This is a genomic window from Desulfatitalea alkaliphila (genome assembly GCF_022968795.1).
Lineage (GTDB): Bacteria > Desulfobacterota > Desulfobacteria > Desulfobacterales > Desulfosarcinaceae > Desulfatitalea > Desulfatitalea alkaliphila.
Window position 1 is genome coordinate 1 of record NZ_JALJRB010000017.1, and the last position, 24,708, is coordinate 24,708.

Sequence of the window (24,708 nt, forward strand, 5' to 3'; positions counted from 1 at the left end):
GGGCCGTAATGGGGTGGGCTCCGGGCGGCCCGCACAACTCGCTGCGCTCAAACAGGTGCGGGCCGAACGCCCTGCGCCCACCCCATAACGGCCCCTATGTGCCTGCACGCATTGCATCACCCACCCCCCGACCCACCCGCCTCCGTGCGAGAACATGCAATGTCACTTTTACCCTGGAAAAAGACCCTTTATGGTCGAGGCCGCTGTAAGGGGTTGCGCATGATCACCATCATAATCGATTGATGCAACCTTTCAACCCCATATAATCGATAGAATTCATCAACTTAAAACTTTAAACGGTAAACTTAAAACTGGCCCGCCAGGGCCCTCGGCGTGTGACAATGGCTGTCTGATCAAAATACTTTCACTTGATTTCTACATGCGATTGCCCAAAAGGCATGCCCGACTGCCTTAGAATGGAACCTCATGCATCGAAAACGCATTCGTATGGGTGGTCATTTGGCAACTATTGCGCTGACAAGTATCATCGCTTTGCTTGGCGGTGGTTCTGCCCGCGGGTGGCACTGGCAACTGGTTGCCAGTGTGGCGCAGCAACAAGAGGTTATGTGCATCACTTTCGCCACCGGCAAGGTTGATAGCGTTCATGCCACATGCACAAGCCATCCGGTTGCCGCTGGTTCGGTCACTAGGGTACAAGACCGCCCTGGCAGTTCAGCTCTGCCGCCCGGTATCTGTTGAACAGGGTGATGGGTGTACGGTTGACGTCGCTTTTGGGAAAAACCTCCTGGCCTTCGGCAACCAGTTGCCGGTGCCACCCCGACACCCCACTTCCGCACACACATCTAAACGGCAGAATTCATTAACTTAAAGCTGGTACGTTTCCGAGTTATAGAGGCAGGGCAGGCGAGCGAGCCCATCGGGTGTAGCTCGCGATGCCTGGCCTGCTCTGTAACTCGGGCCGCCATTGAATTTTCTTCGACTCGGTCTTTGCAAGTGGGGATTTGGGCCGATGCCGATCTGAAGCGGGTGCTGCGATTGGAGGCGGCGTATTGCGGGCGGTTGCAGGCCGGGGATGGGCGGGTTGCATTCGATGGTGACCTTCGGCCGGTGTATGAATGTGTTGATCCGGTGCAGCGGTATGTGTGCGATGCCGTCGTGACGGAGTGAGGGGCAAGCCGGCAGCGCGGCATGGATGGTTTTCTTTGGATACCGCTGGATGCGGCCGATGGGGCGGTCGCATCCAGCGGCATTTTTATGGGGTCCGGCAGTGATTCAAGTCAGGTCCGGTGTTTCGGTCGGTGGTCATGGAGAAGATAATCACTGGGTCACCTTGTGTTAGAAAGGGATGTCGTCATCGCGGGTATCGGCCATCGGGGGCTCGGGATAGCCCCGGTCCTCATCGGGATAGCCGCTGCGATTGCCGGCAGGGCGGCCTCGGCCGCCGTCGTTGCGACCGCGGGCGCCGTCGTCGCGACTGCCCAGAAACTGCACCTCGTTGGCCACGATCTCCGTGGTGTAGCGCGTGACGCCGTCCTTCTCCCAGGATCGGGTTTGCAGCCGGCCTTCCACGTAAACCTGCCGCCCCTTGGAGAGATACTTGCCGCAAAGCTCGCCCAAGGCCCGCCAGGCGACGATGCGGTGCCATTCGGTGAGTTCTCTCTTTTCACCGGTTTGTTTGTCTTTCCAGGTCATCGAGGTGGCGACACTGAAGTTGGCCACGGCGGTGCCGTCGGACATGTATCGGATTTCAGGATCCTGGCCCAGATTGCCGACGATGATGACTTTGTTTACTCCTGCCATGCATTACCTTCCTTTCTTCTTGGTGATGAAGACGATTGCCCTCGGCGTTGGGTAAAAAGGGTGTGGGCGGCACGCACCTCAATCCCGGATCAAGTGTCGCCGTACCCTGCCCAGCAAGGGTTCCCTGGCGTGGATGGCCGCGTGGGGACACACTTCAATGCAGCAATAACAGCGGATGCACCGGTCGTAGTCGAAGATCACGCCGCGGGTGTTATGGGAGATGGCGGTTGCCGGGCAGATCTTCCAGCACTCGCCGCACAATTTGCAAAGGTGGTTGTCGGCCACCGGTTTCTGAATGACGTAGCGACGCATGAAGCGGCTGAGGGTTTCGGTGCCCAGGCTAAGGGAGTGCAGGGCGGGAAATCGGAAATCGGGGATGATCTTCAGATCGCCGTTGACATGCACCTGGCCGTCGAACAGATCCATTGCCCGTGCCTCGGCGTAGGTGAGCAGCGCCTCAGGCGCCAGGCCCAGCAACGTGCAGATGGTTTTGTCCACCGCATGGGTGTTGGCGCCGCCCACCAGCAGTCCCAGTTGCCTCGGTTGGCCGCTGCGCCCCGGCCCCTGGCCTTCCAAGGCCAGAATGCCGTCCACGATGGTGAAGGCGGGCCGCACGGCCTGGTGAATCTGCACCAGCAGCCGGGCGAAGCGCCGCCGGTCCACCCCCGCGCGCATGTGCCATTCGGGTTTGCGCAATCCCACGATGCAGCCGAAGATGTTCTTCACGCCCAGTGTGAGATACATCTGGGCATGGGTCTTGAGTTTGGCCAGGTTGATCACCAGGTCGGCTTCCATGGCGTCCCGGGCGATGGGGATCCGGCCGTAGGGCTCGCCGATGTCGGCATCCACCGAGGCTTCGAAGGGGGTGAGGGTGACATCCAGCCCTTCCAGGACCTCTTTGTAGCGGGTTTCGGTGACCACCTTGCGGAAGCTGCCCGTGCCGGAGCTGTCCGATATCTGCACCCGGGCGCCTTTGTCGAGGACATGCGCCGCAACCGCCCGGACGACATGCGGATGGGTGACGATGCCTTTGTCCGGTGCCGCCGGCAGCAGCAGGTTGGGCTTGATCAGCACGCGGGTGCCCGGCGCGATCCAGTTCGGCCCCATGCTGTCGAGCATCTCGTCGATGCGCTGTCGCAGAAGGGGCGGATCGTAGCCAGCTTGTCGGATGAATACCTTGCTCATGGGTCGATGTGTGTCGGGTCACCGGGGTTTCAGGGTCGGGGTACAAGTCGTTTACAAATGCGCGGGCGGCTGATAAGGCACCAGCAATCAGCGCCCACTCTATTATCGATGCCGGGCTTAATCAAGAGCTTTTCAAACCTCGGATATGCAGGCAGATGGCTGCCGTACGATTGGACAAACAGATCAAGCGGCATGTGATCGCCCCCCGGCATCAAATGCTTGCGGTGACCGCGCCGGGTGCCGAGAAGGTGTGCGCCGCGGAATTGGCCGCGCTTTCGGACACCATCCGGGTCGAAGGCGAAACGGCCGGCGGTGTGGCATTCAGTGGTCGGTTGATCGATCTCTACCGTGCCAATCTGCACCTGCGTACCGCCGTTCGGATCTGGTTGCGGGTGACGGCCTTCAAGGCGACCAACTTCAGGCAACTGGAGAAACAGTGCGCGGCGGTGGCCTGGGAACACTACCTGCCGTCCGGCTGCGTACCGCAATGCAAAGCGGTGGCCCGCGGATCCCGGCTCTACCACACCGGTGCGCTGGCCCAGCGGGCGGCCGCGGCGGTGGCAAGCCGCTGGCAGGCGCAAGCGGTGCCCTTGTCCGGGGGGTCGGGGCAGACCTTGTTGATTCGCCTGGAGGACGATCGGGCGACGGTCTCGCTGGACAGCAGCGGCGAGCATCTGTACCGTCGCGGATTAAAGACCCATGGCGCCCGGGCGCCGTTGCGCGAGAACCTGGCGGCGGCCGTTTTGCGGATGGCCGGCTACGATCCGGGCCGACCTTTGCTCGATCCCATGTGCGGAGCCGGCACTTTCTCCCTGGAAGCGGCCCTGATGGCCAAAAAGGTGGCGCCGGGCAGTCGTCGATCCTTCGCCTTCATGCAGTGGCCCGCTTTCCAGCCGTCCCGCTGGCGCCATTTGCTGAAAATGGCGGCGATGCAGCAGCGGGTACTGTCGCAGCCCCTGATCCTGGCTTCCGATTTGGATGAGACGGCGTGCCGCCAACTTTCCGCCTGTGTGGCCGCCAACGGCTTGGCCGATGCGGTGCGCGTGGCCTGCCGCGATTTTTTCGGAATGGTTCCGGAGGTATCGGCCGGCCCTGGTGCCATACCCGGCCTTGTGGTGCTCAATCCACCCTATGGCCGCCGGTTGTCCCCGGCCGCCGATCCCTTGGCCTATTACCGGCGCTTGCTGAGCAAGCTGCAACGCGATTTTCGCGGTTGGGATGTGGCCTTGCTGGCGCCCGACGGTTTACTGGAGAGCGCCTTGCCTTATTTGCTGCAACCCTTCCCGTTGGTGCACGGCGGTTTGTCCTTGCAATTGCTGGTCGGGCGGATGGAGGATACGACATGAGCAGCTGGAACAGAGGCAATCTGTTTGAAGGGATTCCCGCAGATCTGCCCGAGGAGTGGTTGCAAACCATGTGGGCCGACGGGAGGACCCGCATCGAGCGGATTGTCTCCCGCGGCCATCGGTCCGAGGCCGGTTTCTGGTATGACCAGGAATGGGATGAGTGGGTCGTGGTCATCAAGGGCGCCGCGGAGCTGGTCTTCGCCGGATGCGCCGCCCCGGTCGCCATGGGCCCCGGTGATTGGGTGCGCATCCCCGCCCGGACGAAACACCGCGTCTCCTGGACGGACCCCGACCAGGAGACGGTTTGGCTGGCCATCCACATGATGCCCAGCGTACAGTAGTGGGGAGGGAAAAGTGCGTACATCGGAAGTGCTGTTGACGTTGGCCGCCTTCGTGGTGGTGGTGGCCGGCATGAAAGCCGCCACCGTGATCCTGGTGCCTTTTCTGCTGGCCGCCTTCATCGCCATTATCAGCGCGGCGCCCATGTTCTGGTTGCAGCGCAAGGGGGTTCCCCCCTTCTTGTCCTTGTTCATCGTGGTGGTGGCCATGGTGGTGGTCATCACCCTGTTGGCCGCCCTGGTGGGGCAGTCGGTGAGCGATTTTTCCCGCGACTTGCCCGCCTACCAGGAAAAGATCGCGCAACAGACCAAGGGGACGCTGGCATGGCTGGACGGACATGGGGTCGATGCAAGCGCCTTGGCCCTGGACCGCATCTTCGATCCCGGCGCCGCCATGCGCTTGGCGGGCACCCTGCTCAACAGCCTAGGCAATGTGCTCACCAACGGTTTTCTGATTCTGATGACAGTGCTGTTCATGTTGTTGGAGGCCGCCAGTTTTCCGGCCAAAATCAAGACGATCATGGGCAATCCCGACGCCTCCTTGGCGCGCTGGGAGGGATTTTTGAACGATGTCAAACGGTATGTGGCCATCAAAACATGGGTCAGCCTGGCCACGGGGGTCATTATCGCCCTTTGGCTGACCGTATTGGGCGTGGATTATGCCTTGTTGTGGGGGTTGTTGGCTTTCGGTTTGAATTTCGTGCCCAATATCGGCTCCATCATCGCCGCCGTACCGCCGGTGTTGCTGGCTCTGGTGCAGGATGGCCTGGCCCCGGCGCTGCTGACCACCGGCGGGTTTGCAGCGGTCAATGTGATCATCGGCAGTGTGGTCGAACCGCGTTTCATGGGCCGCGGCCTGGGCCTTTCCACCCTGGTGGTCTTTCTTTCTCTACTGTTCTGGGGCTGGGTGCTGGGGCCCGTGGGCATGCTGCTCTCCGTACCCTTGACCATCACCGCCAAAATCGCCCTTGACAGTCGGCCGGACACCCGCTGGCTGGCCATCTTGCTCGGCCCGGAAAAGATCGTCCGGGTCGGCCCGCCGGCCCGTGGGATATCCGGTGGCACAGATGGGTCGGTTGAGGATCGCGAAGTTGGGTAGTAAGTGCAATCCACTCCATCCAACCAACTCTAACCGGCAGAATTCCTTCAACTTAACACTTAACACTTAAAACTTAAAACTGCCCACCAAGGCCACCACCCTCGCTTTACCGAATATCATAGTGGACAGATTCGCCGACGTTGTTAGAATGGAAATGACGGCAGTGGGCAAGGCGGAACCATTCGGACACACCAAAGGGAGGCCATGTTTATGGACAAGCAGACCTATCGCGACATTCTTGATGATGCCATTGAAGGCGAAATCGAGGCGCAACGGTTCTACAAGGAGGTGGCCGAAAAGGTGCAGAGCCCCTTTCTGAATGAGCTGTTCAGCGCGTTGGCCGATGAGGAGGGGATGCATCGCAAGATTTTGGAAGGGTTTCGGGAAAAGGAGGATATGGCGATCCATTTTCCGACGGTGCTCGATTACCATGTGGCCGAAACGGTGATATCTTCGCCGCCCTTGTCCATGGATATGTCGCCCGCCGATGCCATCGCCCTGGCCATGAAAAAGGAGGAGGCCGCCATGCAGCGTTACACCCGGTTGGCCGAGGCGTGCACCGACGCGGCGCAGCAGAAGGTGTTCTTCGAGTTGGCCGCCATGGAGCGCGGGCATAAGGCCAAAATGGAAAATGCTTTCGTGGATATCGGGTATCCGGAGGTGTGGTAAGCGGGGTGTGGATGTGATTGTGATGGATAACGGTGGGAAGGCGGCACCCGCAGGGGGTGCGCTCAGACAGCGCCGCTGGCCGCTGGCCGCGCTTTGGGGGCTCCTTGTGCTGGTGGGGGCCGGTCTTGCGGCGACGTCGGCCGGCGCGCAATCCGAGGCGCCTTTGGCGGCGGTGGCTGGCCGGTTGCGGGACCTGATCGCCCAGCGGGACAGCGCGGAGGGCTTTCATTGTCGTGGTGAGTTGGTGTGCGGCATCCGGTGGATTCCCGATTTCTATGCCGCGCGGGACCATGTGCCCGTATGGTTGGACGATCGAGGGTTGGGTCCCGCGGCCTATGTTCTGATGCGTGAGCTTCGACAGGCGGAGGCGGACGGGTTGCATCCCGGCGACTATCACCTGGATGCGGTGTCGGGATTGTTGGCCGCCCTGCAGCGCGATCAAGGCACAAGCCTGGAAGCGGCGCCGGCCGCATGGGCCGATATCGATCTTCTCCTGACCGATGCCTTTCTGTTGCTCGGCGCCCATCTGGCGCGGGGTCGCGTCAATCCGGAAACCCTGCACGCCGACTGGGTGCTGAGTGAAACCGCCATCGATCTGTTGGAAATGTTGCAGGAGGGGGTGTCGGCAAATCGGATCCACCGGTTCCTTGACGATATACGGCCTTTGCATGCCGGTTACCGCGGTTTACGGGTCGCGTTGCAGGCCATGCGAGACTTGGCGCTGGAGGGTGGCTGGCCCCTCATACCGGTCGGGCCCACCATGCGCAGTGGAGACCAGGATGCACGGGTCCTGGTGTTGCGGCATCGGTTGATCATCGGTGGCGATTTGCCGGCCGAAGCGTGGCCCGAGGCGCCCGAGATCTTCGATGAGGATCTGCGGGCGGCGGTGGTCCGATTCCAAAAGCGCCACGGACTGGTATCGGACGGATTGGTGGGGGGCAACACCCTGCGGGCGCTGAATGTGACGGTGCAGGAAAGGGTACGCCGGATCGAACTCAATCTGGAGCGTTGGCGCTGGTTGCCCAATGACCTGGGGGATCGGTACATTGTGGTCAACACGGCCGATTTCAATCTGCGGGTGGTGCAAGACGGACAAGTGACCATGCGGCAGCGGGTGGTGGTGGGCCGGCCCCATCGACAGACACCGGTCTTCAGTGCCCCCCTGACCCATGTGGTGTTCAATCCCCAATGGAACGTGCCGCATACCATCGCGGTGGAAGACATGCTGCCGCGCATCCAGCAGGACGTGACCTACCTGGAGACCCAAGGTATTCGGATCTATCGCGGGTGGGACGCCGACAGCCCGGCCATTGATCCGTGGGAGATCGATTGGCACGCCTATCACGCCAAGCGATTTCCCTTTCGCCTGGTGCAGGCCCCGGGGCCGATGAACGCCTTGGGACGGATTCAATTCATGATGCCCAACAAGTTCGCGGTATTTCTGCACGACACACCCGGGCGCGGTTTGTTCGCACGATCGAAACGGGACTTCAGCTCCGGTTGTATCCGGGTGGAAGATGCGGCCGCATTGGCCCATTATCTGCTGATGGAAAACCCGCGCTGGACCTACGACGCCATCCAATCGATCCTGGATGCTGGGCAACGACGCGTGGTGCCGCTCGCTTTCCGAATTCCGGTTCATTTGCTGTATATGACGGCCTGGGTGGAAGAGGACGGTACGCTGCAGTTCCGTGACGATATCTACGAGCGTGATCGCGTCCTTGACAGGGCGTTACGGCAACGTCTGCCGATGGAGGGCGGCCAGGATCACCAGCTGCGTACAGGGCCGGTATCCAGGTGGACGAAATCGGAGCGCGGATAGTAACCGACGCCGCCTGCTTTCAAATCAAGGGCTATTCGGCGCAGCCGTTGGGTGCTCAGACCGGGCAGCCGCACGTCGATGGCCTGGCCCATAGTGTGGAAGCTCTTGCGCGCCACGGCGCCGCCGTTTTGGCGCAGTTGGCGATTGGTTTGGGGGGAGCGGTAGCCGGAGATCACACTGAACGGCTGGTCTGTCTGCACATTCCGTTTGATGGCGTGTAGTTGATCCAGGAGGTGCGGATCGATCTCCGAAATTGTGCCGGTGCGATGGTCCCGGAGAACATGGTTGATGCGGGCCAAGCCGTCCGGGCAGTAATCGCCGTTTTCGAAATAACAGGTCTTGATGCGTTCCCCGGTGTGGGTGTTGTAAAAAGAGAGGGTGCGGCGTTCATCACTTGCCTGAATCGCCGCCAAGGCCGTGCGGGGCAAGATTGCTGCCGCCAGTGTGGCCATTGAAATTTTAAGAAAATCCCTTCGGTGATATCCTTGCATGCGCTGTCATTCCCTGTTTCGGATTGCCGGTGTCCGCGTGCCTTGCGGCGGGCGACGATCCTTTCGGTTGATGGCTGGATGCAGGGTATGCAAATTAAGTGCCGAAATAGAGAATGAAGCCCTGGTGGTTGTCGCCGATTGCCGCCTTTCCGTTGCGGAGAATGGCTATATATACATCATGCGGCGGCGTGGAGCAAGTGCCGACGCCCTTGGGCAATGGGTGCGCCCGGGGGTGGCGTGTCGTCGCGCGGATCGTTCAGCGGTCTGCGGTTACAAGAATGAAACGGTGTGTGCAATGATGTGTACTTCCGGAGGTTTGGGGGGCTGATCGGTCGAAGTCGAGAATCCAATGCCGATGAACCTCGGGGTCGTCATTCATTTGGCGGCTCTCAACGGATGCGCCGGTACCAACCGTCACGGGAGGCAGCTTGCACCACGTTGAACCGTGGATGTAAGCCGCCCCCGAAAAACGGTACGCTTGCCATTGTCCCTATCCGGCATTGACGGTGATCGTGCGTGGTGTGGCTTTGGCCACTTTGGGCAGGTTCAATCGCAGTACGCCATCCTTGAGCTGAGCCTCGATACGGGCCTGGTCGATCACTTCCGAAAGGGTGAATTGCCGGTAGTAACGGCCGGTTTCGTATTCGGTGAAAAGCGCTTTTTCCTCCGGTCCGGCCGCTGATGGCACATCTCCTGTGATGGTCAGGACATCGTCCCGCAGGTCGATGGTCAGCTGGTCGGGCGTAACGCCCGGCAGATCGGCCAAAAGGGTGATTTGCCGGTCGGTTTCGAAAATATCCACATCGGGCGAGAAGAGGACACCCGGCCGGGTTTGTTCGGCCGGCGCGGCGACCTCCTTCTTCTCCTGAACTTTCATTTCGTTGCTGGTGGTTTCGGTCATGGCGGATTCCTCCTTTCCATCATTGACGGGGCATTAGCTGCCGATGGGGATGCGACGGGGCTTGGCCGACTCGGCCTTGAGTATTTTCAGGGTAAGAATGCCGTTGGCCATGCGCGCTTCAATGCGATCGGCATCAATGTCGCCGGGCATGGCCAGCGCCCTGGAAAAGCGTCCGCCTTCGCGTTCACGCCGGTGGTAACGGGCCGATGCATCCTCCGTCGCCAATTTGCGTTCGCCGGAGATGGTCAGATTCCTGCCTGTGGCGGTAATGTCCAGGTCATTGACGCCCACACCGGGCAGTTCCGCACGAAGGGTGTAGTGGCTGTCGCTTTCACTCACATTGATGGCCGGAAAAACACCTGCGCTCGGTGCATAGGCCGGCCGGTCGCCATAGGTTTCCATCAAACGGTCCATGTTGCGTCGCATGCGGCTCAGTTCATCAAACATGCGCAATGGACCGAAGCCGGCGGGACCAAAGAATCGGGGACTGAACATGATGAACCTCCTTTTTGCTGGTGGTGTTGTCGGCATGCAACATCGCTCGCGCTGCATGCCCTGTGACGGCATCGATGCTTGTTGCCGCAAAATTATAAACGAATTATTTGTTGTCAATACATGAATTGAAAGAATTGGTGGCATTACTAATCATTAAATAGTAACTACAGTAATTGCATCTTGGATCCATTTGCCGATTTGAAGATCCACCCACGGCTGAAGTAATATGGGCGTTACCGGTCGAACGTCGCCGCAGGATTCGGTGGGTGGTCGCTGTAGGGGGGCCCCGCGCAGTTGTGCAGAGTGCCGCAGTCCTTGACAATTGTTCGAATTATTAGGATAGTATGCTCATTAAGGGTATTGTAAGAGGCTCGGCTTCACAGGATTCGCCGCGACATTATGGTTTCGTGGCGGATGGTAGGGGACCACCGGATTGAACAAGTTGACGATAACCGACTGCTCGCAGGGCTCATGGCCCTGAGCGACTCGCCTGCCGTTGGCGTTTTATCCGGCAGCTCTTTTGATCCCCATGCGGTTCAATGCATGGTCTACGCCAAGGAATCGGAATGATGCGCACCGCCGCCAACAGTGTTTCGGAAGCTTATTTGATTCCCTATCCTGCGGAGTCCTTTTCAAAGCCGGTGCCGATTCAGACCGGAGAGACCACCATCGGCCGGGACGTGGCGAACTCCATCCAGATCCTGCAGGGGTCCGTATCGCCGCGGCATGCGACCATTGCCGTTCAAGACGGGCAGTACGTCCTGACCGATCTGGAATCCCGTAACGGCACATTTCTCAACGAACAGAAGATCCGTTCGGGCGTGCTCAAACACCATGACAAGATCTCCTTCGGTGATCGCACTTTCCTTTTCCTGATGAAGGCGGATCCTGCGCGCAGCGGCCCGTTGACCGCCCTTTTTTCCCAGAACGATGCCGTCGCCATCACCGAGGACAGCGTTGAGCCGTCCGAGCTATTGGCCCAAACGGCGGCATCGGCGGCCCTGGGGATATTTCCGCCATCCGTGGGCCTGCCGGCGGTCGAGGCCGGCGAGGCGGCCTTGGCCCACCAGCGGCTCTCCTTGCTGTATCAATTGAGCGAAAAGTTGCGTTCTACGCGGGTGACGGAAGAGATACTACAAAAGGGTCTGGAATTGATCCTGACGGCCATCCCGGCGGCTGCGCGGGGGGTGGTGATGTTGGGCGGGCAGGCCGACGGCACCTTGAAGATCAGCGCCGTCAAGATGCGCGACCCGCAGGCCGCGGAGCGCTCCATCCCCATCAGTCGGACCATCGTGGATTGGGTGCTCAGCGAGCGGATGGTGCTGGTCAGCCAGAACTTGTCGGAGGATTCCCGGTTCCAGGACTCCGAGTCCATCCGCATCCACAACCTCAATGCCATCCTGGTGGTGCCCTTGCTCAAGGGTGAAAAAGTGATGGGCATGCTCTATGTCGACGGCCACAACATTCTGGAGGCGTTCACCCAACAGGATGTGGCCTTCGCCGCCGCCGTGGCCAACGAGTTGGCCTTGTGCATCGAGAATATCGAATTGCAGCAGGAGTTGATCCAGAACGAGCGCATGGCCGCCATCGGTTTGATGATGACCAACCTGGCCCACAACATCAAAAACCTTCTGACCCTCAATCAGAACGCCCTGGATCTGCTGGGTCTTCAATTGCGGGACCTCGAAGACCCGCGCATTCAGAAAAGCTGGCGCTATATCACCCAGAGCTTCACCCGCATCAACAATTTGGCGGTCAACATGCTGGCCTATGCCCGCGAGCAGGAGATGGCGCCGCGTCCCACCTTGATCAACCAATTGATCCTGTCCCACCGGGAGGCTTTCGAGCAAAGCCTGGTCAACAAAGGGATCGCCCTGGAAATGCGACTTTCGCCCGACAATCCGCGCTGGTTGATGGATGGGAGCCAGTTCCAGCGGGCTTTCATCAACCTGGTGGTCAATGCCATCGATGCGGTCAAGGAGCAGCCGGGCGGGCGCATTGTGGTTTCCACTCGGATCAACGAACAGGGGTGGTTGGAGGTAAGCGTGGCCGACAACGGCACCGGCATCTCTCCCGATCACCATGCCCGCATTTTCGATCTGTTTTACAGCACCAAGGGCACGGGCGGCAGCGGCTTGGGGTTGTCCATGGTCAAGAAGTTCATGGACAAAATGGGCGGGACCATCCATTTAGCATCCGAAGTGGGCAAGGGATCGACCTTTACCTTGGCCTTCCCCGAAAAACCACCGGGAACCTGAAAAGCACCCAACGCCATAACTTCGCCGAATGTTCCATGGTCGGCACCGGCCACCCGTATGTTCCCTTGCGGGCACGACGCGACCAGAATACGGGCACCTTTATCAAAGACCTGTCTTGGGGGCATCTTCAGCGAGTTGCCAAATGATCCTTGAAGGCTTCCAGGGCGGTATGGATGGGAATGGCGAAGCCCAGCCCCTCGAACTTATGGGTCAGGGATTTGAAGGTGTTGATGCCCAGTACACGGCCTTCGGCATCCACCAGGGGACCGCCGCTGTTGCCGGGATAGATCTGGGCGTTGGTTTGCAAAAAGCCTTGTTGGACACCGGAGAGAACGCCGGAAGTGACCGAGTTTTGCAGTCGCGCCGGGTTGCCGATGGCATAGACCGGATCGCCCTGGGCAACCCGCCCGGCCGCAGCGGGTTGTAGCGCCGGCGTTTGGAAGCCGTCCAGTTTCAACAAAGCCAGGTCGTGTCGGGCGCTCAGCGAAAGCAGATGGGCGTAGCGGGTGGTGCCGTCGGCCAGGGTGATGGTGAAGCGTTGGGCCAGATCGGCCAGACTGGTGTTGTAGTGATAGTCCTGGCGGCTGTCGCGAACACGCCGCTTTTCCGCCGCGAACCGCTCCTCCCGTTGTTTGAAGTCCGCTTGCCAGTTGTCGAAGCTGCGTTGCTGCGCCGCATAATCCTGCTGATAAGCCTGTCGCCGCTGGGGATGACGTTCTTGCCGGGCCGCTTCTGCCATGGCTGCCAGCCGTTGGCGCGCGGTTTGCAGTCGCTGCCGCTCGTCGTCCAGCGCACGTTCGACGGCGGCGATACGTTCATCGACCGCTTGGAACCGCGCTTGGGTTTGGCTGGTTTGGGCTTCGGTGGTTCGCAGCACGTGCTTGTTGGTCAGGATGTGCCCCGCGGTGGTGACGAAAAAACCGCTGCCGGCGCCCAATGTGCTTTGTACGGCAACGGTGGCGGCGGTGGCCGTCTCGATGGGGTTGCGGGTCGGGTAATCGATGACCAGCACCGGCCGCTGACCGCCTTCCGGTGGGGCGACCGACAGACCGGGCGTGAGGTTCTGAATCTCGCCGGGCGGATCGGCTGGGGGCGTGTCGGTGTAATACCACACGCCGTCCTTTTGATAGCGGTAGACCGGTCCGGCGGCCGCGGCCGTCCACCAGACCAACAGCCATCCGAGCACAAGGAGCAGGAGTGCCTTGCGGTAAAGGCGATGAAGGGAGGATGCCGGCGGTCGCATCACACTTTGCGCGCTGCTGCCATGCCTTTATCCAAGGCGTTGAGGTTGAGATCCACAAAGTCGGGCTTTGTTTTGGAACGAATCGCTTGCTGCACCTGTTGGGCGGTGACAGGCAGCAAGCCGGTCTGGACCAGGGCGCCCAACAAAACGACGTTGAGACTCAGGATGCTGCCCGCCGCCTTGGCCAGGGTCGCGGCATCGAAGGCGATCAATTGCCGGGTCTTGGCCCGGATGACCGTCTGCAGACGGTCCAGGTCCGGATAGGTGCCTTTGCCGATGGCGACCGTGAAGGGCGGCAGGGGTGCCAGGTTGGTGATGACCGTGGTGCCGGGGTTGCATTTGTTCAGGGCCCGCAAGGTTTCCGAAGGTTCGAAACCCAGCAGCAGATCGGCTTCGCCGTCGGCGATCAGGTTGCTGTGGGCCGGGCCGAACACGATGGCCGACTCCACCACGCCGCCCCTTTGGGCCATGCCGTGGATTTCGCTCATTTTAACCGGTACGCCGGCCAACAAGGCCGCTTCACCTAGAATCTTGGAGGCCAGCAGGTTGCCCTGGCCCCCGACGGCAACGATGATCAGTCGAATGGTTTCCATAAGCAGTTTATCCTTTGGCCTTGACCGGGACGATGGCGTTTTCCGGGCATATCTGGGCACAAACGGCGCAGCCGACACAGACGTTGGCGTCGATGCGCACCTTTTCGCCTTCCAGGTAAAAGGCCGGGCAGGCCAGTTCGCTGATGCAGGTGCGATGGTTCTTGCAACGGTCGCTGACCTGGAAGGGCCGCGCCTTGAGGGTCTTGAGACTGCGGGCGTAGAGGGTGCAGATCTCCTGGGAGATGATGACCGACACCCCCTTGTGGGATAGAGCCGATTTGATCTGTTCGATGCTTTTCTGCACCTTGAACGGTTTGATGACCGTGAGGTGCTCGACGCCCACCGCGCGCACCACCGCCTCGATGGAGACGTGGTGGTAGCCTTGCATTTGAAGGGCGTCCATGTCCACACCGGGATGGGGTTGGTGCCCGGTCATGGCGGTGGTGCCGTTGTCCAGGATCACCAGGGTGAAATTGTGGTTGTTGTGCACCGCGTTGATCAACCCGGTGATGCCCGAGTGGAAGAAGGTGGAGTCGCCGATGAAGGCCACCACCTTCTGATCGGTGGCGCGGGAGAAGCCGCAGGCCGAGCTGACCGAAGAGCCCATGCAGATGACGAAATCCCCCATGCTCAGCGGCGGCAGAAAACCGAGGGTGTAACAGCCGATGTCGGTGGGATAGATGGTGTCCATGCCCCGGGCCGCCTGTTTTATGGCATAGTAAGTGGCCCGGTGGGAGCAGCCGGCGCACAGGTTGGGCGGCCGGGCCGGCATCTCCGGCACCCCGGACAGATCGAGGCGCGTCGGCGGTGTGTAGGGCACTTCGAAATAGGCGGCCAACACGCCGCGCACCAAGGCCGGGTCGAATTCGTACAATCGGGAAAACAGCCCCTCCCCCTTGCCCTTGATGGGCAGCGTCAACCCCGCTTCCTGGGCCAGGGCCTTGACCGCCTCTTCCAGGAAGGGTTCCCCCTCCTCCGCTACCAACACCTTGTCGCACCCGGCCAGAAAAGTCTTGATTTTGGCCGCCGGCAGGGGGTTGGACATGCCGATGCGCAGTATGGCGACCTTGTCCGTCAACTCCAAATCAGCCACCGCATCGCGCACATAGTTGTAACTGACGCCGTTGCAAACCACCCCCCAGCGACCTTGGCCGGTCACCCTGTTCAAGGGGCTCTGCTCGGAGATCGCTTCGGCCTTGGCCAGGTTCTCCAGCAGCTTGACGTGCAGTTTGCGCGAGACTGCCGGTACGGTGACATAGTTGAGCGGGTCTTTTTGAAAGTGACCCTTGGTCACCGGTTTGCGCAGCAGGCCGAAATCCACGAAGGCGCTGGAGTGGTTGATGCGCGTGGTGGTGCGCAGAAGGACCGGCTCGCCCAACTGCTCGGACAGTTCGAAGGCTTGGCCGATCATCTCCTTGGCCTCCTGCACCGATGAGGGCTCCAGCATGGGAAGGCCCGCCATTTTGGCATAATAGCGGTTGTCCTGTTCGTTCTGGCTGGAGAACATGTTGGGGTCGTCGGCCGAAATCAGCACCAAACCTCCTCTGACGCCCACATAGGCCAAGGTCATCAAGGGGTCGGCCGCCACATTCACCCCTACGTGCTTCATGATGCACAGGGTGCGCAGGCCGGCATTGGCGGCACCGGCGGCCACTTCCAAGGCCACCTTTTCATTGGTGCTGTATTCGAAATAGAGGTCGCTTTCGCGGGCAATCTGGAACAGGTTCAGGGAGATTTCCGACGACGGCGTGCCGGGGTAGGTGGTGGCAAAGGCCACACCGGCTTCCAGGGCCCCCCGGGCGATGGCTTCGTTGCCCAGCAGCAGGATGCGGGCGCCCGGATCATTTTGGAGTAGTTTGTGCATTTCGGTTCCTCTGTTGAATTGGGTCAGCGTAACGCGGCGGCGGGTCCAAAAACCCGGCACCTCACCGCCGAGACGCGGTGCCGAACATGACATGGATTGATCGATTTGTCCATAGTACGTGAAATCGATAGTTTTAAGTTTTCAGTGTTAAGTACGCACCATGCAGAATTTTTTGTACGTGCTATTTTATGTTGACAATGAATAGTCGTCATTGTCTATAGGAAGATTCAATAGTCAAATTCATTTTTTGCTCGCAAGGAGGCCCATGACTGCCTATCCCCATCTGTTCCAGCCCATTCAAATCGGCACCATGACCGTTAAGAACCGTTTGCTCATGTCGGCCATGAGTATCAATTTCGGTGTGGACGACCATGGTTATGTGACCGATTCGCTGATTCAATACATGGTGGCCCGTGCCCGGGGCGGCGTGGGAATGATGCTGGTGGGCGGCGGCGGCATCCACCCTTCGGGCGTCGAACTGCCCCATCTGCCGGCCTTGTGGGAGGATGATTGCGTGCCGGCCCTGGCGCGCATGGCCGAGGCGGTGCGCCCCTTTGATTGCCGTCTGGGCATGCAGTTGATGCACGGCGGACGGCAATCCTACCATGATGAAAAGGTGGCCCCTTCCGCCATCCCCGCCCCGGCGGTGGTCAAGGGTACGCCCCGCGCCCTGACCATCGAGGAAATCGGGATGCTGGCGGGTGCCTTCGGTGACGCCGCGCGCCGCTGCCAGGCGGCCGGGTTCGACTTCATCGAGATCCATGCCGCCCATGGATACCTGATCAACCAGTTCTTCGCGCCCAACAGCAACCATCGCACCGATGCCTATGGCGGCAGCTTTGAAAATCGCATCCGCTTTTTGATGGCGCTGTTGGCCGACATCCGCCACAAGTGCGGCGCCGCTTTTCCCGTGGGCATTCGCATCAACGGCGAGGACTATATCGATAACGGCTGGACCCTGGCCGATGCCTTGCGCCTGGCCCCGATTCTGGAAAGCGAAGGGGTCGCCTATCTGCATGTGTCGGCGGGGGTATACGGCAGCAAACAGTTGACCATACCCTCCATGTACGTGCCTCAGGGCTGCTTTGTCGATCTGGCGGTGGCGGTCAAGGAGCGGGTGCGGTGCCCCGTGGTGACGGTGGGCCGCATCAAATCCCCGGCCTTGGCCGATGAGCTGATTCAATCCGGCAAAGCCGATGTGGTGGCCCTGGGCCGTTCGCTGCTGGCCGATCCCCACTGGCCGTGCAAGGCGGCGGCCGGCGAGGTGGACCGCATTCGGCCTTGTGTGGGATGTTGTCTGGGCTGCATCCATACGGTGCTCCAATTGGAGCCCGGCGGCTGCGTGGTCAACCCCGATGTGGGCCGCGAGTACTTGCTCGGCGATACCCCGGCCGCGGCGCAAGCCCGCCGGGTTCTGGTGGTGGGGGGCGGTCCGGCCGGCCTGGCGGCCGCGCGCATGGCCGCTGTGCAGGGGCACACCGTCACTCTCTGCGAGCAGGAGGGCACCCTGGGCGGCGCGTTGGCCCTGGCGGCCAAGGCACCCGGAAGAGGCGATCTGGGCGATTTGCTGATCTATTTCCGGGCGGAGCTGGAGCGGCTCGGTGTGGCCTGTCGCCTGCGGACGCCCCTGGATCAAACCTTGTTGGATGAAGTGCGGCCCGATGTGGTGGTGATGGCCACCGGCAGCTTGCCCGAAATGCCCATGCTCAAGGGGTTGTACCAATCGTCGCTGCAGATTTGCACCGTGACCGAGGTGTTTTCGGGACAGGCCGCCACCGGTGCGCGGGTGGTCGTGTGGGGTGGCAATCAGGCCGGCCTGGTGTTGGCCGACCACCTGGCGGAACAGGGCAAGGCCGTGACGGTGCTGCACCCCAAGGCCCATTTCGGCGAGGAGATGTCCAGCAACGACCGTTATTACCTGCGCGAGCGACTTGCCCGGGGGCGGGTCGTCCTTTTCAAGAAGGTGGTGGTGACCCGTTTCGCCGACAAAGGCGTCGATTTCACGGTTGAAGGCCGGCCGGAGCACCTGGATGCACTGGACACCGTCGTGCTGGCGGATCGTTTCACACCGCTGCGGGAGGCGGCCAACCTGCTGCGGCAGCGGGATGTGGCCTGCCATTTCATCGGGGACGCCAAACAACCGCGTCATCTGATGTATGCCGTCAGCGAGGGAGAGGAGTTGGGCAGGTCGCTTTAAACCAGCGACAGCACCTCGAAGGTGTTGTCGCTCAGGTCCATGATCCACAATTTGTTGCGCAACAGTCGGTCCGTGCGGCCGGTGAGCACCTTGAGCGCTTCGGAGCACTCCATGGCGGCGGCCATGGTCACGGTTTGGGGCAGATTGCCCAGAACCGTTTCCGCTCCTTTGGCGTCCTTGAGCGCATGATACGGGCCATGAATCGCCTCCAGGCCCGGATCATCGGGAAAAATGGTGGTCACATGAGCGGTCGAGCCCGCCACGGCCGCCGAAACCATGGGAATGGCGGTCTGCCGGGCAGCCCGGGCCACCACGAAGCGGGCCTCGATATTGTCCAGGCAATCGATCACCAATTGGCAGCCGGCGATCCGCTCGGCGGCGTTGCGGTCGTTGATATACTCGGCCCGGGCCGTCACCTGAACGGTGCTGTTGACGACCGACACACGCCGTGCGGCCACGGTCGCCTTGGATTGGCCCAGCTGGGCTTCATCGCTGAACAGTTGCCGGTTCAAGTTGTGGGCTTCGAACCGGTCGCCATCCATGAGCACCAGGGCGCCCACGCCCGCCCGCGCCAGTATTTCCACCACCGCCCCACCCAATCCCCCCAGACCGATGACGGCCACCCGGGCGTCGCACAGCCGGATCTGGTCGGCAACTGAATAGGAACGGCTGTTGCGCATATAGCGTTCGGGCAGCGCGCCGGCGGCCAGGGCCGTGCGTTCCACCTTGCGCAAAGAGGCACCGGTTGTGTCGGCGATCCGCCGCCCCTGGTCCAGGGTCAGGACGGGCCGAACGGTGTCGTCGGGCGCCACGGGGGATTCGATGTGCTCAGACACGATTTCCAACAGGCTTTGGTGCATCGCCTATCCTCCTCCCACCGGTGGAAAGAGACCCACCCGTTCGCCGCCCTGCAGCGGGCTGTCGGATTCGGCGCGCACGCCGTCGATGAAGATCAATTTGACTTCCGATGCCGGAATGTCGAGGGCCTGCATCAATTGGGCGACGGTCATGCCTCGCCGGATGGGTTGCCGGGCTTCTTGCTGCGGACGGTATTTCGCCAGGGTGGCGAAAAGTCTTAGATCGATGGTGGTCGGCGTCTGGTTCATGGAGCATCCCTCCGGTCGATGGATAGCTGGTCTGTGATAGCTGATCTATGTTCGGCGCCCACGGCGCCCTGAGGCGGTCTTGGTGCGACGCCGGGCCTCGAAATAGAGGCAGGTCGTGCCGGAACTGCTGCGCACCACCGCACCGGGCAGAAACCGGCTCTTGAAGCCAAGGGCACGACAGCCGTGGGGATGGGCCTTCTCCCAGGTCACATAATAGTGCCGGCATTTGTGGCAGTCGATGGGGGCGTTGTCGGTCATTTCCTCATCCGTAGTATGGCAGAAAAAGAGTTGACGCCTCTTTCATGCCATACTAACGATAGCGCGGCATGACAAGTAGAGAAGGCAGTAGCGGACCGCCGCATGCCATTCACGAAGGGCCACCATCGAGGAGTGCGCAATGGCATTGGAGATCAAGAAGGCGTTGGTGACGGGTGGTGCCGGATTCATCGGCTCCCATTTAGTGGATCGACTGGTGCGGACCGGGTGTGCCGTGACGGTAATGGACGACCTGTCCAGCGGTTCGGTCGCCAATCTGGCAGCAGTGATGGACCGTATCGATTTCATCGAGGGTGATATCCAGGACGACGCCCTGCTGGACAAGTGCTTGCCCGGATGTGATACGGTGTTCCACGAGGCTGCCGTGGTGTCGGTCACCCGCACGGTCCAGGAACCGGTGTCTTCCGCCCGGATCAACGACCTGGGAACGATCCAGGTGCTCGACACCGCCCGCCGTCATGGCGTGCGGCGGGTGGTGATGGCCAGCTCCAGCGCTGTATACGGAGACGCCCCGCAGCTGCCCAAAACGGAGTCCATGACCCCTGCGCCCATGAGTCCCTATGCGGTGCAGAAGCTGACCAACGAGTACTATGCCGATCTCTATTTCAAGTTGTATGGCCTGGAAACGGTGTGTTTGCGCTATTTCAATGTCTACGGTCCACGCCAGGATCCCTCGTCGCCCTATTCGGGTGTCATCTCCATCTTCATGACCAGGGCCCGGGATGGTCAGGCGCCGGTGATTTACGGTGACGGCGGCCAGACACGGGATTTTGTTTTTGTGGAAGATGTGGTGCAGGCCAACATGCTGGCGGCGACCCACCCGGATGCCCCGGGCCGCGTGTTCAATGTGGGCACCAGCCAATCGGTCGCCATCAGTGCACTGTGGCATAGCATTGCCGCCCTGGCCGGGGTCTCGGCGGACCCACGCCATGAGGCGCCCCGGCCGGGTGACATACGCCACTCCTTGTCCAGTATTCAACGGGCAAGGGATGCTTTGGGCTTTCAGCCCGTCGTGCGTTTCGAGGAAGGGTTGCGGCGCACCTTCGACTGGTGCCGCCGATAAGGCATGCCATTCCTGCGGCAGGGGGCTGATTATGCAGGGGCCGCCATCTTATTGTAAAGGTTTTTGACGGTCACGCCGCGCCAGATACCCTTTCCGGATAGGGTGGGATAACCTTGGGCTGCGATGTGGCGTGCGATGCGCTCCCAGTTGTTTCCCTCTGCCCGCATTTGATGAATAACGGCGAAGAGCCTATCGCGATCCGTTTCGCTCAGACCGCCATCTGCTGTTTGGCGCTCCTCCTGCTTATCTACTTTATCTTCCCCGGTATCTTTTACGGCCTCCGCACTCGGTTGGCTTGCGGCGACCGGCACTTCTTCCATTTTTTCTCCGGAAGGTGTCGGTGATGCGTCGTCGGTTGGCTTGACGAAGGCTGCCGCTTGGGGTGCCTCAGTCGCCGGAGGGGATGCCTCCTGTGATGGGTCGGCCGCTGAGGATGCGGCGGCAAGCAGTCGACCGGCGTTTTCCGCATCGGGAAAGAGCAGGCGGTAAATGCTTTCCGTCATCATCTCCATGGCCTTGTTCCGGCGTGCTTCGGTGCGGTTGCGTTCGATGAAGGCATCGGCCAAGCGCTTCTGGGTGGCGGCCAGGTTTTCCAGAATCTCTTTGATGGCCTGCAACCGCTCGCAGACTTCTTTGTTTTCGCCGTCCCGCTTGCGTCGGTCCGGCATATTGCGCCGCTGGCCGCCTTTGTGCTGGTCGCCGTAGGAGCGATTTTGTCGATCGGCTTGTTTGAGTTTGCCGCTGCGCAGATTGTGCAAAAAATCATCCATTCAATGGTCTCCTTGGGGGTGTGCCCCCGGTGTTGCCGACACCTCGGCCGTCTGTTTCACCGCCGCCTTTATTGCACGCGCAATGCGCACCATTCTATAAGGCCGCTGGGTTTGGCTCGACGCGAATCTTAGTAACGACAAGGAAGGGGGTTCTGCATCGATGCGGTTCGGCTGTGTGCCAAGTATATCGGTCTTTTCGGATTATGACTTTAGTGATGTCGTTCTGCCATGTGGGCTTTTTTTTCGGGTGTCAACCCGATCAAGATGCTCTGTCATGGCACAGACGGGCAAAGCTAATCCTTTTTCGGCCAAAGGTCAACACCTTGATCGGTGTCTGCCCCATCTTTCCGAAAGGTCACGGGTAACCTTCCAATTGCATCCATCGCCGGGCACGGCATGCCGTGCCCCTTCGGGTGGAATAACGATAATGCGGCATACCCTGCCCCTACGGCAACAGCGTTTGTGCTTCGAACTGCAGGGTGGCGAAATAGTCTTCCACGGTTTCGGCGCGGCGGATCAACTCCACGCGGCCGTCGGCGCGCAACAACAGCTCCTTGGGGCGCAACTTGCCGTTGTAATTGAACCCCATGGCGTGACCGTGGGCACCGGTGTCCTGGATGACCAGCAGGTCCCCTTCGTCGATGGGCGGCAGCGGGCGTTGCAAGGCGAATTTGTCGTTGTTTTCGCAAAGCGAGCCCACCACATCCACCGTTTCGACGGGCAGATCGGCCGACTTGCCCGGCACTTCGATGTGATGATAGGCGCCGTACATGCCGGGCCGCATGAGGGCTGACATGCTGGCATCCACACCGATGTAGGTGCGGTAGATCTCTTTGCGGTTGATGGCCCTCACCACCAAGACGCCATGGGGGCCGGTCATGTAGCGGCCGCTTTCCATGAAAAGGCGGGGCACGTACCCTTGGTCGGCGCCGAAGGCATCGAGCTGCCGTAGAATGCCGTCGGCCATCGCTTCCAGGTCGAAGGGCGCTTCGTCGGGATGGTAGGCGATGCCCAGCCCGCCGCCCATATTGATGAAATCGAAACGAATGCCCAGCTCCGCGCCGATCCAGCGGGCCACTTCGAGCAACATTTCGACGGTCTGCACCATATAGAGGTGATTGCGTTCGTTGGAGGCCAGCATGGTGTGCAGGCCGAAACGCCGCGCGCCGCGCGCCATGGCCGCGCGGTAAGCGTCGATCAACTGGTGGTGGGCAACGCCGTATTTGGCTTCCACCGGGTTGCCGATAATGCTGTTGCCGCTGCGACGCGGGCCCGGGTTGTAGCGAAAGCAAATCGTTTCCGGCATTCGCGGCACCTTGGGCACCAACGAGATGTCGTCCAGATTCAACAGGCTGCCGCCGTCGGCCAGGGCCGTGTGGAAATCTTCGGCGCTGGTGTTGTTGGAGGTGAACATCAGCGCCTCGCCCCGGGCGCCCACCTGCCGTGCCAGCAGCAGTTCGGCCACCGAACTGCAGTCGAACCCGAAGCCCAGCTCCTGCATGATTTGCAGGATGCGCGGGTTGGGCAGCGCCTTGACGGCATAATATTCCTGGAAGCCGCCCAGCCGGGCGAACAGGCGGCGCAGGCGTGTGCCGGTTTCACGGATGCCCGTTTCGTCGTAAATGTGGAAGGGCGTGCCGAAATGGGCGGCCACTTCGGGCAGGATGGGAAAGAGGCGGTCTCTGTAGTCGGGGCTCATGGGCATGGCGTCGTCATCTTTCTACTGATTATTGCAGGGCGGCTTGAATCCGCGTCATGGCTGTCTGTACATTGGCAAAACTGTTGAATCCGCTGATGCGGATGTGGGTTTGCCCGCAGCGGCCGAATCCGGCGCCGGGGGTGCACACGACGCCGGCCTTGTCCAGCAGTAAGTCGAAAAAGGCCCAGGAATCACGTTGACCGTCGATCCACACATAGGGGGAGTGATCGCCACCCACACAATCGAATCCCATATCGCTGAAGGCCTGGCGCACGTAAGCGGCGTTTTTGAGGTAACCATCGGCCAGTTCCCGCACCTGGCGTTGGCCCTCGGGAGAGTAGACCGCCTCGGCCGCTCGTTGGACGGGGTAGGAGACACCGTTGAATTTGGTGGCGTGGCGGCGGTTCCACAGGTCGCGCACGGCCACCGGCCGCCCGTCCGGTCCGTAGGCTTGACACGCCTTGGGCACCACGGTGTAGGCGCAGCGGGTGCCGGTGAAGCCGGCGGTTTTGGAAAAGCTGCGAAATTCGACCGCAACTTCCCGGGCGCCCGGCACTTCATAGATGGAGCGCGGCAGCCGGTCGTCCCGGATGAAGGCTTCATAGGCCGCATCATAAAGGATCAAGGCCTTGTTCTCGCGGGCGTAATCGACCCAAGTCTGCAACTGTTCCCGGGTAATGACGGCGCCGGTGGGATTGTTGGGAAAGCACAGGTAGATCAGGTCCACCGGCGCATCGGGCAGACGGGGCACATAACCGTTGTCTTTGGTACACGCGAGATAGACCAGCCCCTCGTAACCCCCGTTGCGATAGATTCCTGTACGACCCGCCATGACATTGGTGTCCACATAGACCGGATAGACCGGATCGGGCACCGCCACGCGGATATCGGTGGCAAAAAGCTCCTGGATGTTGCCGGTGTCGCATTTGGCGCCGTCGCTGACGAAAATCTCGTCGGCTTCGATTTCGGCGCCGCGGCTTTGAAAATCGTGCCGGGCGATGGCCTCTCGCAAAAAGGCGTATCCCTGCTCCGGTCCATACCCGCGAAAGGATTGATCCCGGGCCATTTCATCGACGGCCTGATGCAGGGCACGAATGCACGCATCGGGCAGGGCGTGGGTCACATCGCCGATGCCGAGCCGGATGATCGCCTTGTCCGGGTGGCTTGCCTGAAAGTGCTCCACCCGCTTGGCGATGTCGGCGAACAGATAGCTGGCCTGCAGTTTCAGAAAGTGGTCATTGATGCGGATCATGGGTCGTCCTTGTCTCCGTTGTGTTTCGGCGGCGAGCACCGTTTCACCGACCGCGCACAAAACAAGCGGTAATGTATTGTCGGGTCCTAAAAGGGTCAATCCCCGCATGGATATGCAAAAATTGCCTTTTGGTCAACCATGGACCACTCAACAAATCCAACCAACCCAAAAAACTCAATGAAATCGGATATCCATGATTGACTTCAAACCCTGATCGGTGCCAATAGTGTCCCTGGCGGTTGGATGTCCTGCCCGCCGAGGCTTCCTGGTACGAGAGGGT

General features: G+C 60.8%; 22 protein-coding genes. 8 read left to right on the forward strand and 14 right to left on the reverse strand.

All coding sequences use genetic code 11. From position 1 onward, the window contains the following. Positions 1–1,296: 1,296 nt before the first annotated feature. On the reverse strand, positions 1,297–1,761 hold the full coding sequence (ssb, locus tag MRX98_RS14265) for a single-stranded DNA-binding protein (protein ID WP_246910810.1): 465 nt from the start codon (positions 1,759–1,761) through the stop codon (positions 1,297–1,299). A 78-nt stretch (positions 1,762–1,839) separates the two neighbouring features. Next, complete coding sequence (locus MRX98_RS14270; protein WP_246910813.1) at positions 1,840–2,946, reverse strand: DUF362 domain-containing protein; 1,107 nt, start codon at positions 2,944–2,946, stop codon at positions 1,840–1,842. Positions 2,947–3,101: 155 nt separating this feature from the next. On the opposite strand from MRX98_RS14270, the gene MRX98_RS14275 reads away from it, so the two are divergent. The 5 genes from MRX98_RS14275 (at position 3,102) to MRX98_RS14295 (ending at position 8,220) form a co-directional block, all read left to right on the forward strand. Next, entirely contained in the window at positions 3,102–4,292 is a 1,191-nt protein-coding gene (locus MRX98_RS14275) for a THUMP domain-containing class I SAM-dependent RNA methyltransferase (RefSeq protein ID WP_246910816.1), read from the forward strand. Next, positions 4,289–4,633 (forward strand): cupin domain-containing protein, encoded by a 345-nt coding sequence (locus MRX98_RS14280; protein ID WP_246910819.1) that lies wholly within the window; start codon positions 4,289–4,291, stop codon positions 4,631–4,633. Before MRX98_RS14275 ends, MRX98_RS14280 begins: the two co-directional genes overlap by 4 nt. A gap of 13 nt (positions 4,634–4,646) precedes the next feature. Beyond that, positions 4,647–5,729, forward strand: a complete 1,083-nt coding sequence (locus MRX98_RS14285) for an AI-2E family transporter (protein ID WP_246910822.1) — start codon at positions 4,647–4,649, stop codon at positions 5,727–5,729. Positions 5,730–5,939: 210 nt separating this feature from the next. Next, positions 5,940–6,398 carry a ferritin-like domain-containing protein gene (locus tag MRX98_RS14290; protein WP_246910825.1) on the forward strand — a complete coding sequence of 153 codons (459 nt, stop codon included), beginning with the start codon at positions 5,940–5,942 and terminating at the stop codon, positions 6,396–6,398. 22 nt (positions 6,399–6,420) lie between these two features. Continuing rightward, positions 6,421–8,220, forward strand: a complete 1,800-nt coding sequence (locus tag MRX98_RS14295) for a L,D-transpeptidase family protein (RefSeq protein ID WP_246910828.1) — start codon at positions 6,421–6,423, stop codon at positions 8,218–8,220. Here MRX98_RS14295 and mepK read toward each other — a convergent pair. The 3 genes from mepK to MRX98_RS14310 all read right to left on the reverse strand — a co-directional run bounded on the left by mepK (position 8,166) and on the right by MRX98_RS14310 (position 10,107). Next, entirely contained in the window at positions 8,166–8,711 is a 546-nt protein-coding gene (gene mepK / locus MRX98_RS14300) for a peptidoglycan L,D-endopeptidase MepK (protein ID WP_246910831.1), read from the reverse strand. The genes MRX98_RS14295 and mepK overlap by 55 nt on opposite strands. Positions 8,712–9,201: 490 nt before the next feature. Further along, complete coding sequence (locus MRX98_RS14305; protein WP_246910833.1) at positions 9,202–9,612, reverse strand: Hsp20/alpha crystallin family protein; 411 nt, start codon at positions 9,610–9,612, stop codon at positions 9,202–9,204. Positions 9,613–9,645: 33 nt separating this feature from the next. Then, positions 9,646–10,107, reverse strand: coding sequence for an Hsp20/alpha crystallin family protein (locus MRX98_RS14310; RefSeq protein ID WP_246910835.1), 462 nt, complete (start codon positions 10,105–10,107; stop codon positions 9,646–9,648). 566 nt (positions 10,108–10,673) lie between these two features. Between MRX98_RS14310 and MRX98_RS14315 the strand changes: the two genes are divergently transcribed. Continuing rightward, on the forward strand, positions 10,674–12,365 hold the full coding sequence (locus MRX98_RS14315; protein WP_246910843.1) for an ATP-binding protein: 1,692 nt from the start codon (positions 10,674–10,676) through the stop codon (positions 12,363–12,365). A gap of 127 nt (positions 12,366–12,492) precedes the next feature. Here MRX98_RS14315 and MRX98_RS14320 read toward each other — a convergent pair whose 3' ends face one another. The 3 genes from MRX98_RS14320 to iorA are packed head-to-tail and all read right to left on the reverse strand — an operon-like array spanning position 12,493 to position 16,065. Next, positions 12,493–13,608: a S1C family serine protease gene (locus tag MRX98_RS14320; protein WP_246911109.1), complete on the reverse strand. Its 1,116-nt coding sequence runs from the start codon at positions 13,606–13,608 to the stop codon at positions 12,493–12,495. Then, positions 13,608–14,201 (reverse strand): indolepyruvate oxidoreductase subunit beta, encoded by a 594-nt coding sequence (locus MRX98_RS14325; RefSeq protein ID WP_246910845.1) that lies wholly within the window; start codon positions 14,199–14,201, stop codon positions 13,608–13,610. Before MRX98_RS14325 ends, MRX98_RS14320 begins: the two co-directional genes overlap by 1 nt. Before the next feature lie 7 nt (positions 14,202–14,208). Then, entirely contained in the window at positions 14,209–16,065 is a 1,857-nt protein-coding gene (gene iorA / locus MRX98_RS14330) for an indolepyruvate ferredoxin oxidoreductase subunit alpha (protein WP_246910847.1), read from the reverse strand. A 265-nt stretch (positions 16,066–16,330) separates the two neighbouring features. On the opposite strand from iorA, the gene MRX98_RS14335 reads away from it, so the two are divergent. After that, a complete protein-coding gene (locus MRX98_RS14335; RefSeq protein ID WP_246910849.1) occupies positions 16,331–18,262 on the forward strand; it encodes an oxidoreductase in 1,932 nt (643 codons plus the stop codon). On the opposite strand, the gene MRX98_RS14340 is transcribed toward MRX98_RS14335, so the two are convergent. Genes MRX98_RS14340 through MRX98_RS14350 form a run of 3 tightly spaced genes read right to left on the reverse strand, consistent with a single transcriptional unit; the run spans position 18,259 to position 19,626 of the window. Further along, positions 18,259–19,122 carry a HesA/MoeB/ThiF family protein gene (locus MRX98_RS14340; protein WP_246910850.1) on the reverse strand — a complete coding sequence of 288 codons (864 nt, stop codon included), beginning with the start codon at positions 19,120–19,122 and terminating at the stop codon, positions 18,259–18,261. The two genes, MRX98_RS14335 and MRX98_RS14340, sit on opposite strands and share 4 nt — an antisense overlap. 3 nt (positions 19,123–19,125) lie before the next feature. Further along, positions 19,126–19,368, reverse strand: coding sequence for a MoaD/ThiS family protein (locus tag MRX98_RS14345; protein ID WP_246910852.1), 243 nt, complete (start codon positions 19,366–19,368; stop codon positions 19,126–19,128). A 45-nt stretch (positions 19,369–19,413) separates the two neighbouring features. After that, positions 19,414–19,626: a uracil-DNA glycosylase gene (locus MRX98_RS14350; protein ID WP_246910854.1), complete on the reverse strand. Its 213-nt coding sequence runs from the start codon at positions 19,624–19,626 to the stop codon at positions 19,414–19,416. A 139-nt stretch (positions 19,627–19,765) separates the two neighbouring features. On the opposite strand from MRX98_RS14350, the gene MRX98_RS14355 reads away from it, so the two are divergent. Further along, positions 19,766–20,707, forward strand: coding sequence for an SDR family oxidoreductase (locus tag MRX98_RS14355; protein ID WP_246910856.1), 942 nt, complete (start codon positions 19,766–19,768; stop codon positions 20,705–20,707). Between the two features lie 29 nt (positions 20,708–20,736). Here MRX98_RS14355 and MRX98_RS14360 read toward each other — a convergent pair whose 3' ends face one another. The 3 genes from MRX98_RS14360 to MRX98_RS14370 all read right to left on the reverse strand — a co-directional run bounded on the left by MRX98_RS14360 (position 20,737) and on the right by MRX98_RS14370 (position 24,428). Further along, positions 20,737–21,477, reverse strand: a complete 741-nt coding sequence (locus MRX98_RS14360; RefSeq protein ID WP_246910859.1) for a hypothetical protein — start codon at positions 21,475–21,477, stop codon at positions 20,737–20,739. A gap of 445 nt (positions 21,478–21,922) precedes the next feature. Beyond that, a complete protein-coding gene (locus MRX98_RS14365) occupies positions 21,923–23,182 on the reverse strand; it encodes a diaminopimelate decarboxylase family protein (protein WP_246910862.1) in 1,260 nt (419 codons plus the stop codon). A 22-nt stretch (positions 23,183–23,204) separates the two neighbouring features. Then, on the reverse strand, positions 23,205–24,428 hold the full coding sequence (locus MRX98_RS14370) for an LL-diaminopimelate aminotransferase (RefSeq protein ID WP_246910866.1): 1,224 nt from the start codon (positions 24,426–24,428) through the stop codon (positions 23,205–23,207). Between the last annotated feature and the right edge of the window lie 280 nt (positions 24,429–24,708).

Bases quoted from the DNA above. Each gene is read 5' to 3' on its own strand.
- MRX98_RS14335 (WP_246910849.1), top strand. From the start codon at position 16,331: ATGACTGCCTATCCCCATCTGTTCCAGCCCATTCAAATCGGCACCATG.
- mepK (WP_246910831.1), bottom strand. From the start codon at position 8,711: ATGCAAGGATATCACCGAAGGGATTTTCTTAAAATTTCAATGGCCACA.
- MRX98_RS14280 (WP_246910819.1), top strand. From the start codon at position 4,289: ATGAGCAGCTGGAACAGAGGCAATCTGTTTGAAGGGATTCCCGCAGAT.
- MRX98_RS14310 (WP_246910835.1), bottom strand. From the start codon at position 10,107: ATGTTCAGTCCCCGATTCTTTGGTCCCGCCGGCTTCGGTCCATTGCGC.
- ssb (WP_246910810.1), bottom strand. From the start codon at position 1,761: ATGGCAGGAGTAAACAAAGTCATCATCGTCGGCAATCTGGGCCAGGAT.
- MRX98_RS14275 (WP_246910816.1), top strand. From the start codon at position 3,102: ATGGCTGCCGTACGATTGGACAAACAGATCAAGCGGCATGTGATCGCC.
- MRX98_RS14315 (WP_246910843.1), top strand. From the start codon at position 10,674: ATGATGCGCACCGCCGCCAACAGTGTTTCGGAAGCTTATTTGATTCCC.
- MRX98_RS14320 (WP_246911109.1), bottom strand. From the start codon at position 13,608: ATGCGACCGCCGGCATCCTCCCTTCATCGCCTTTACCGCAAGGCACTC.
- MRX98_RS14360 (WP_246910859.1), bottom strand. From the start codon at position 21,477: ATGGATGATTTTTTGCACAATCTGCGCAGCGGCAAACTCAAACAAGCC.
- MRX98_RS14325 (WP_246910845.1), bottom strand. From the start codon at position 14,201: ATGGAAACCATTCGACTGATCATCGTTGCCGTCGGGGGCCAGGGCAAC.
- MRX98_RS14270 (WP_246910813.1), bottom strand. From the start codon at position 2,946: ATGAGCAAGGTATTCATCCGACAAGCTGGCTACGATCCGCCCCTTCTG.
- MRX98_RS14340 (WP_246910850.1), bottom strand. From the start codon at position 19,122: ATGCACCAAAGCCTGTTGGAAATCGTGTCTGAGCACATCGAATCCCCC.
- MRX98_RS14355 (WP_246910856.1), top strand. From the start codon at position 19,766: ATGGCATTGGAGATCAAGAAGGCGTTGGTGACGGGTGGTGCCGGATTC.
- MRX98_RS14365 (WP_246910862.1), bottom strand. From the start codon at position 23,182: ATGCCCATGAGCCCCGACTACAGAGACCGCCTCTTTCCCATCCTGCCC.
- MRX98_RS14370 (WP_246910866.1), bottom strand. From the start codon at position 24,428: ATGATCCGCATCAATGACCACTTTCTGAAACTGCAGGCCAGCTATCTG.
- iorA (WP_246910847.1), bottom strand. From the start codon at position 16,065: ATGCACAAACTACTCCAAAATGATCCGGGCGCCCGCATCCTGCTGCTG.
- MRX98_RS14305 (WP_246910833.1), bottom strand. From the start codon at position 9,612: ATGACCGAAACCACCAGCAACGAAATGAAAGTTCAGGAGAAGAAGGAG.
- MRX98_RS14345 (WP_246910852.1), bottom strand. From the start codon at position 19,368: ATGAACCAGACGCCGACCACCATCGATCTAAGACTTTTCGCCACCCTG.
- MRX98_RS14350 (WP_246910854.1), bottom strand. From the start codon at position 19,626: ATGACCGACAACGCCCCCATCGACTGCCACAAATGCCGGCACTATTAT.
- MRX98_RS14290 (WP_246910825.1), top strand. From the start codon at position 5,940: ATGGACAAGCAGACCTATCGCGACATTCTTGATGATGCCATTGAAGGC.
- MRX98_RS14295 (WP_246910828.1), top strand. From the start codon at position 6,421: ATGGATAACGGTGGGAAGGCGGCACCCGCAGGGGGTGCGCTCAGACAG.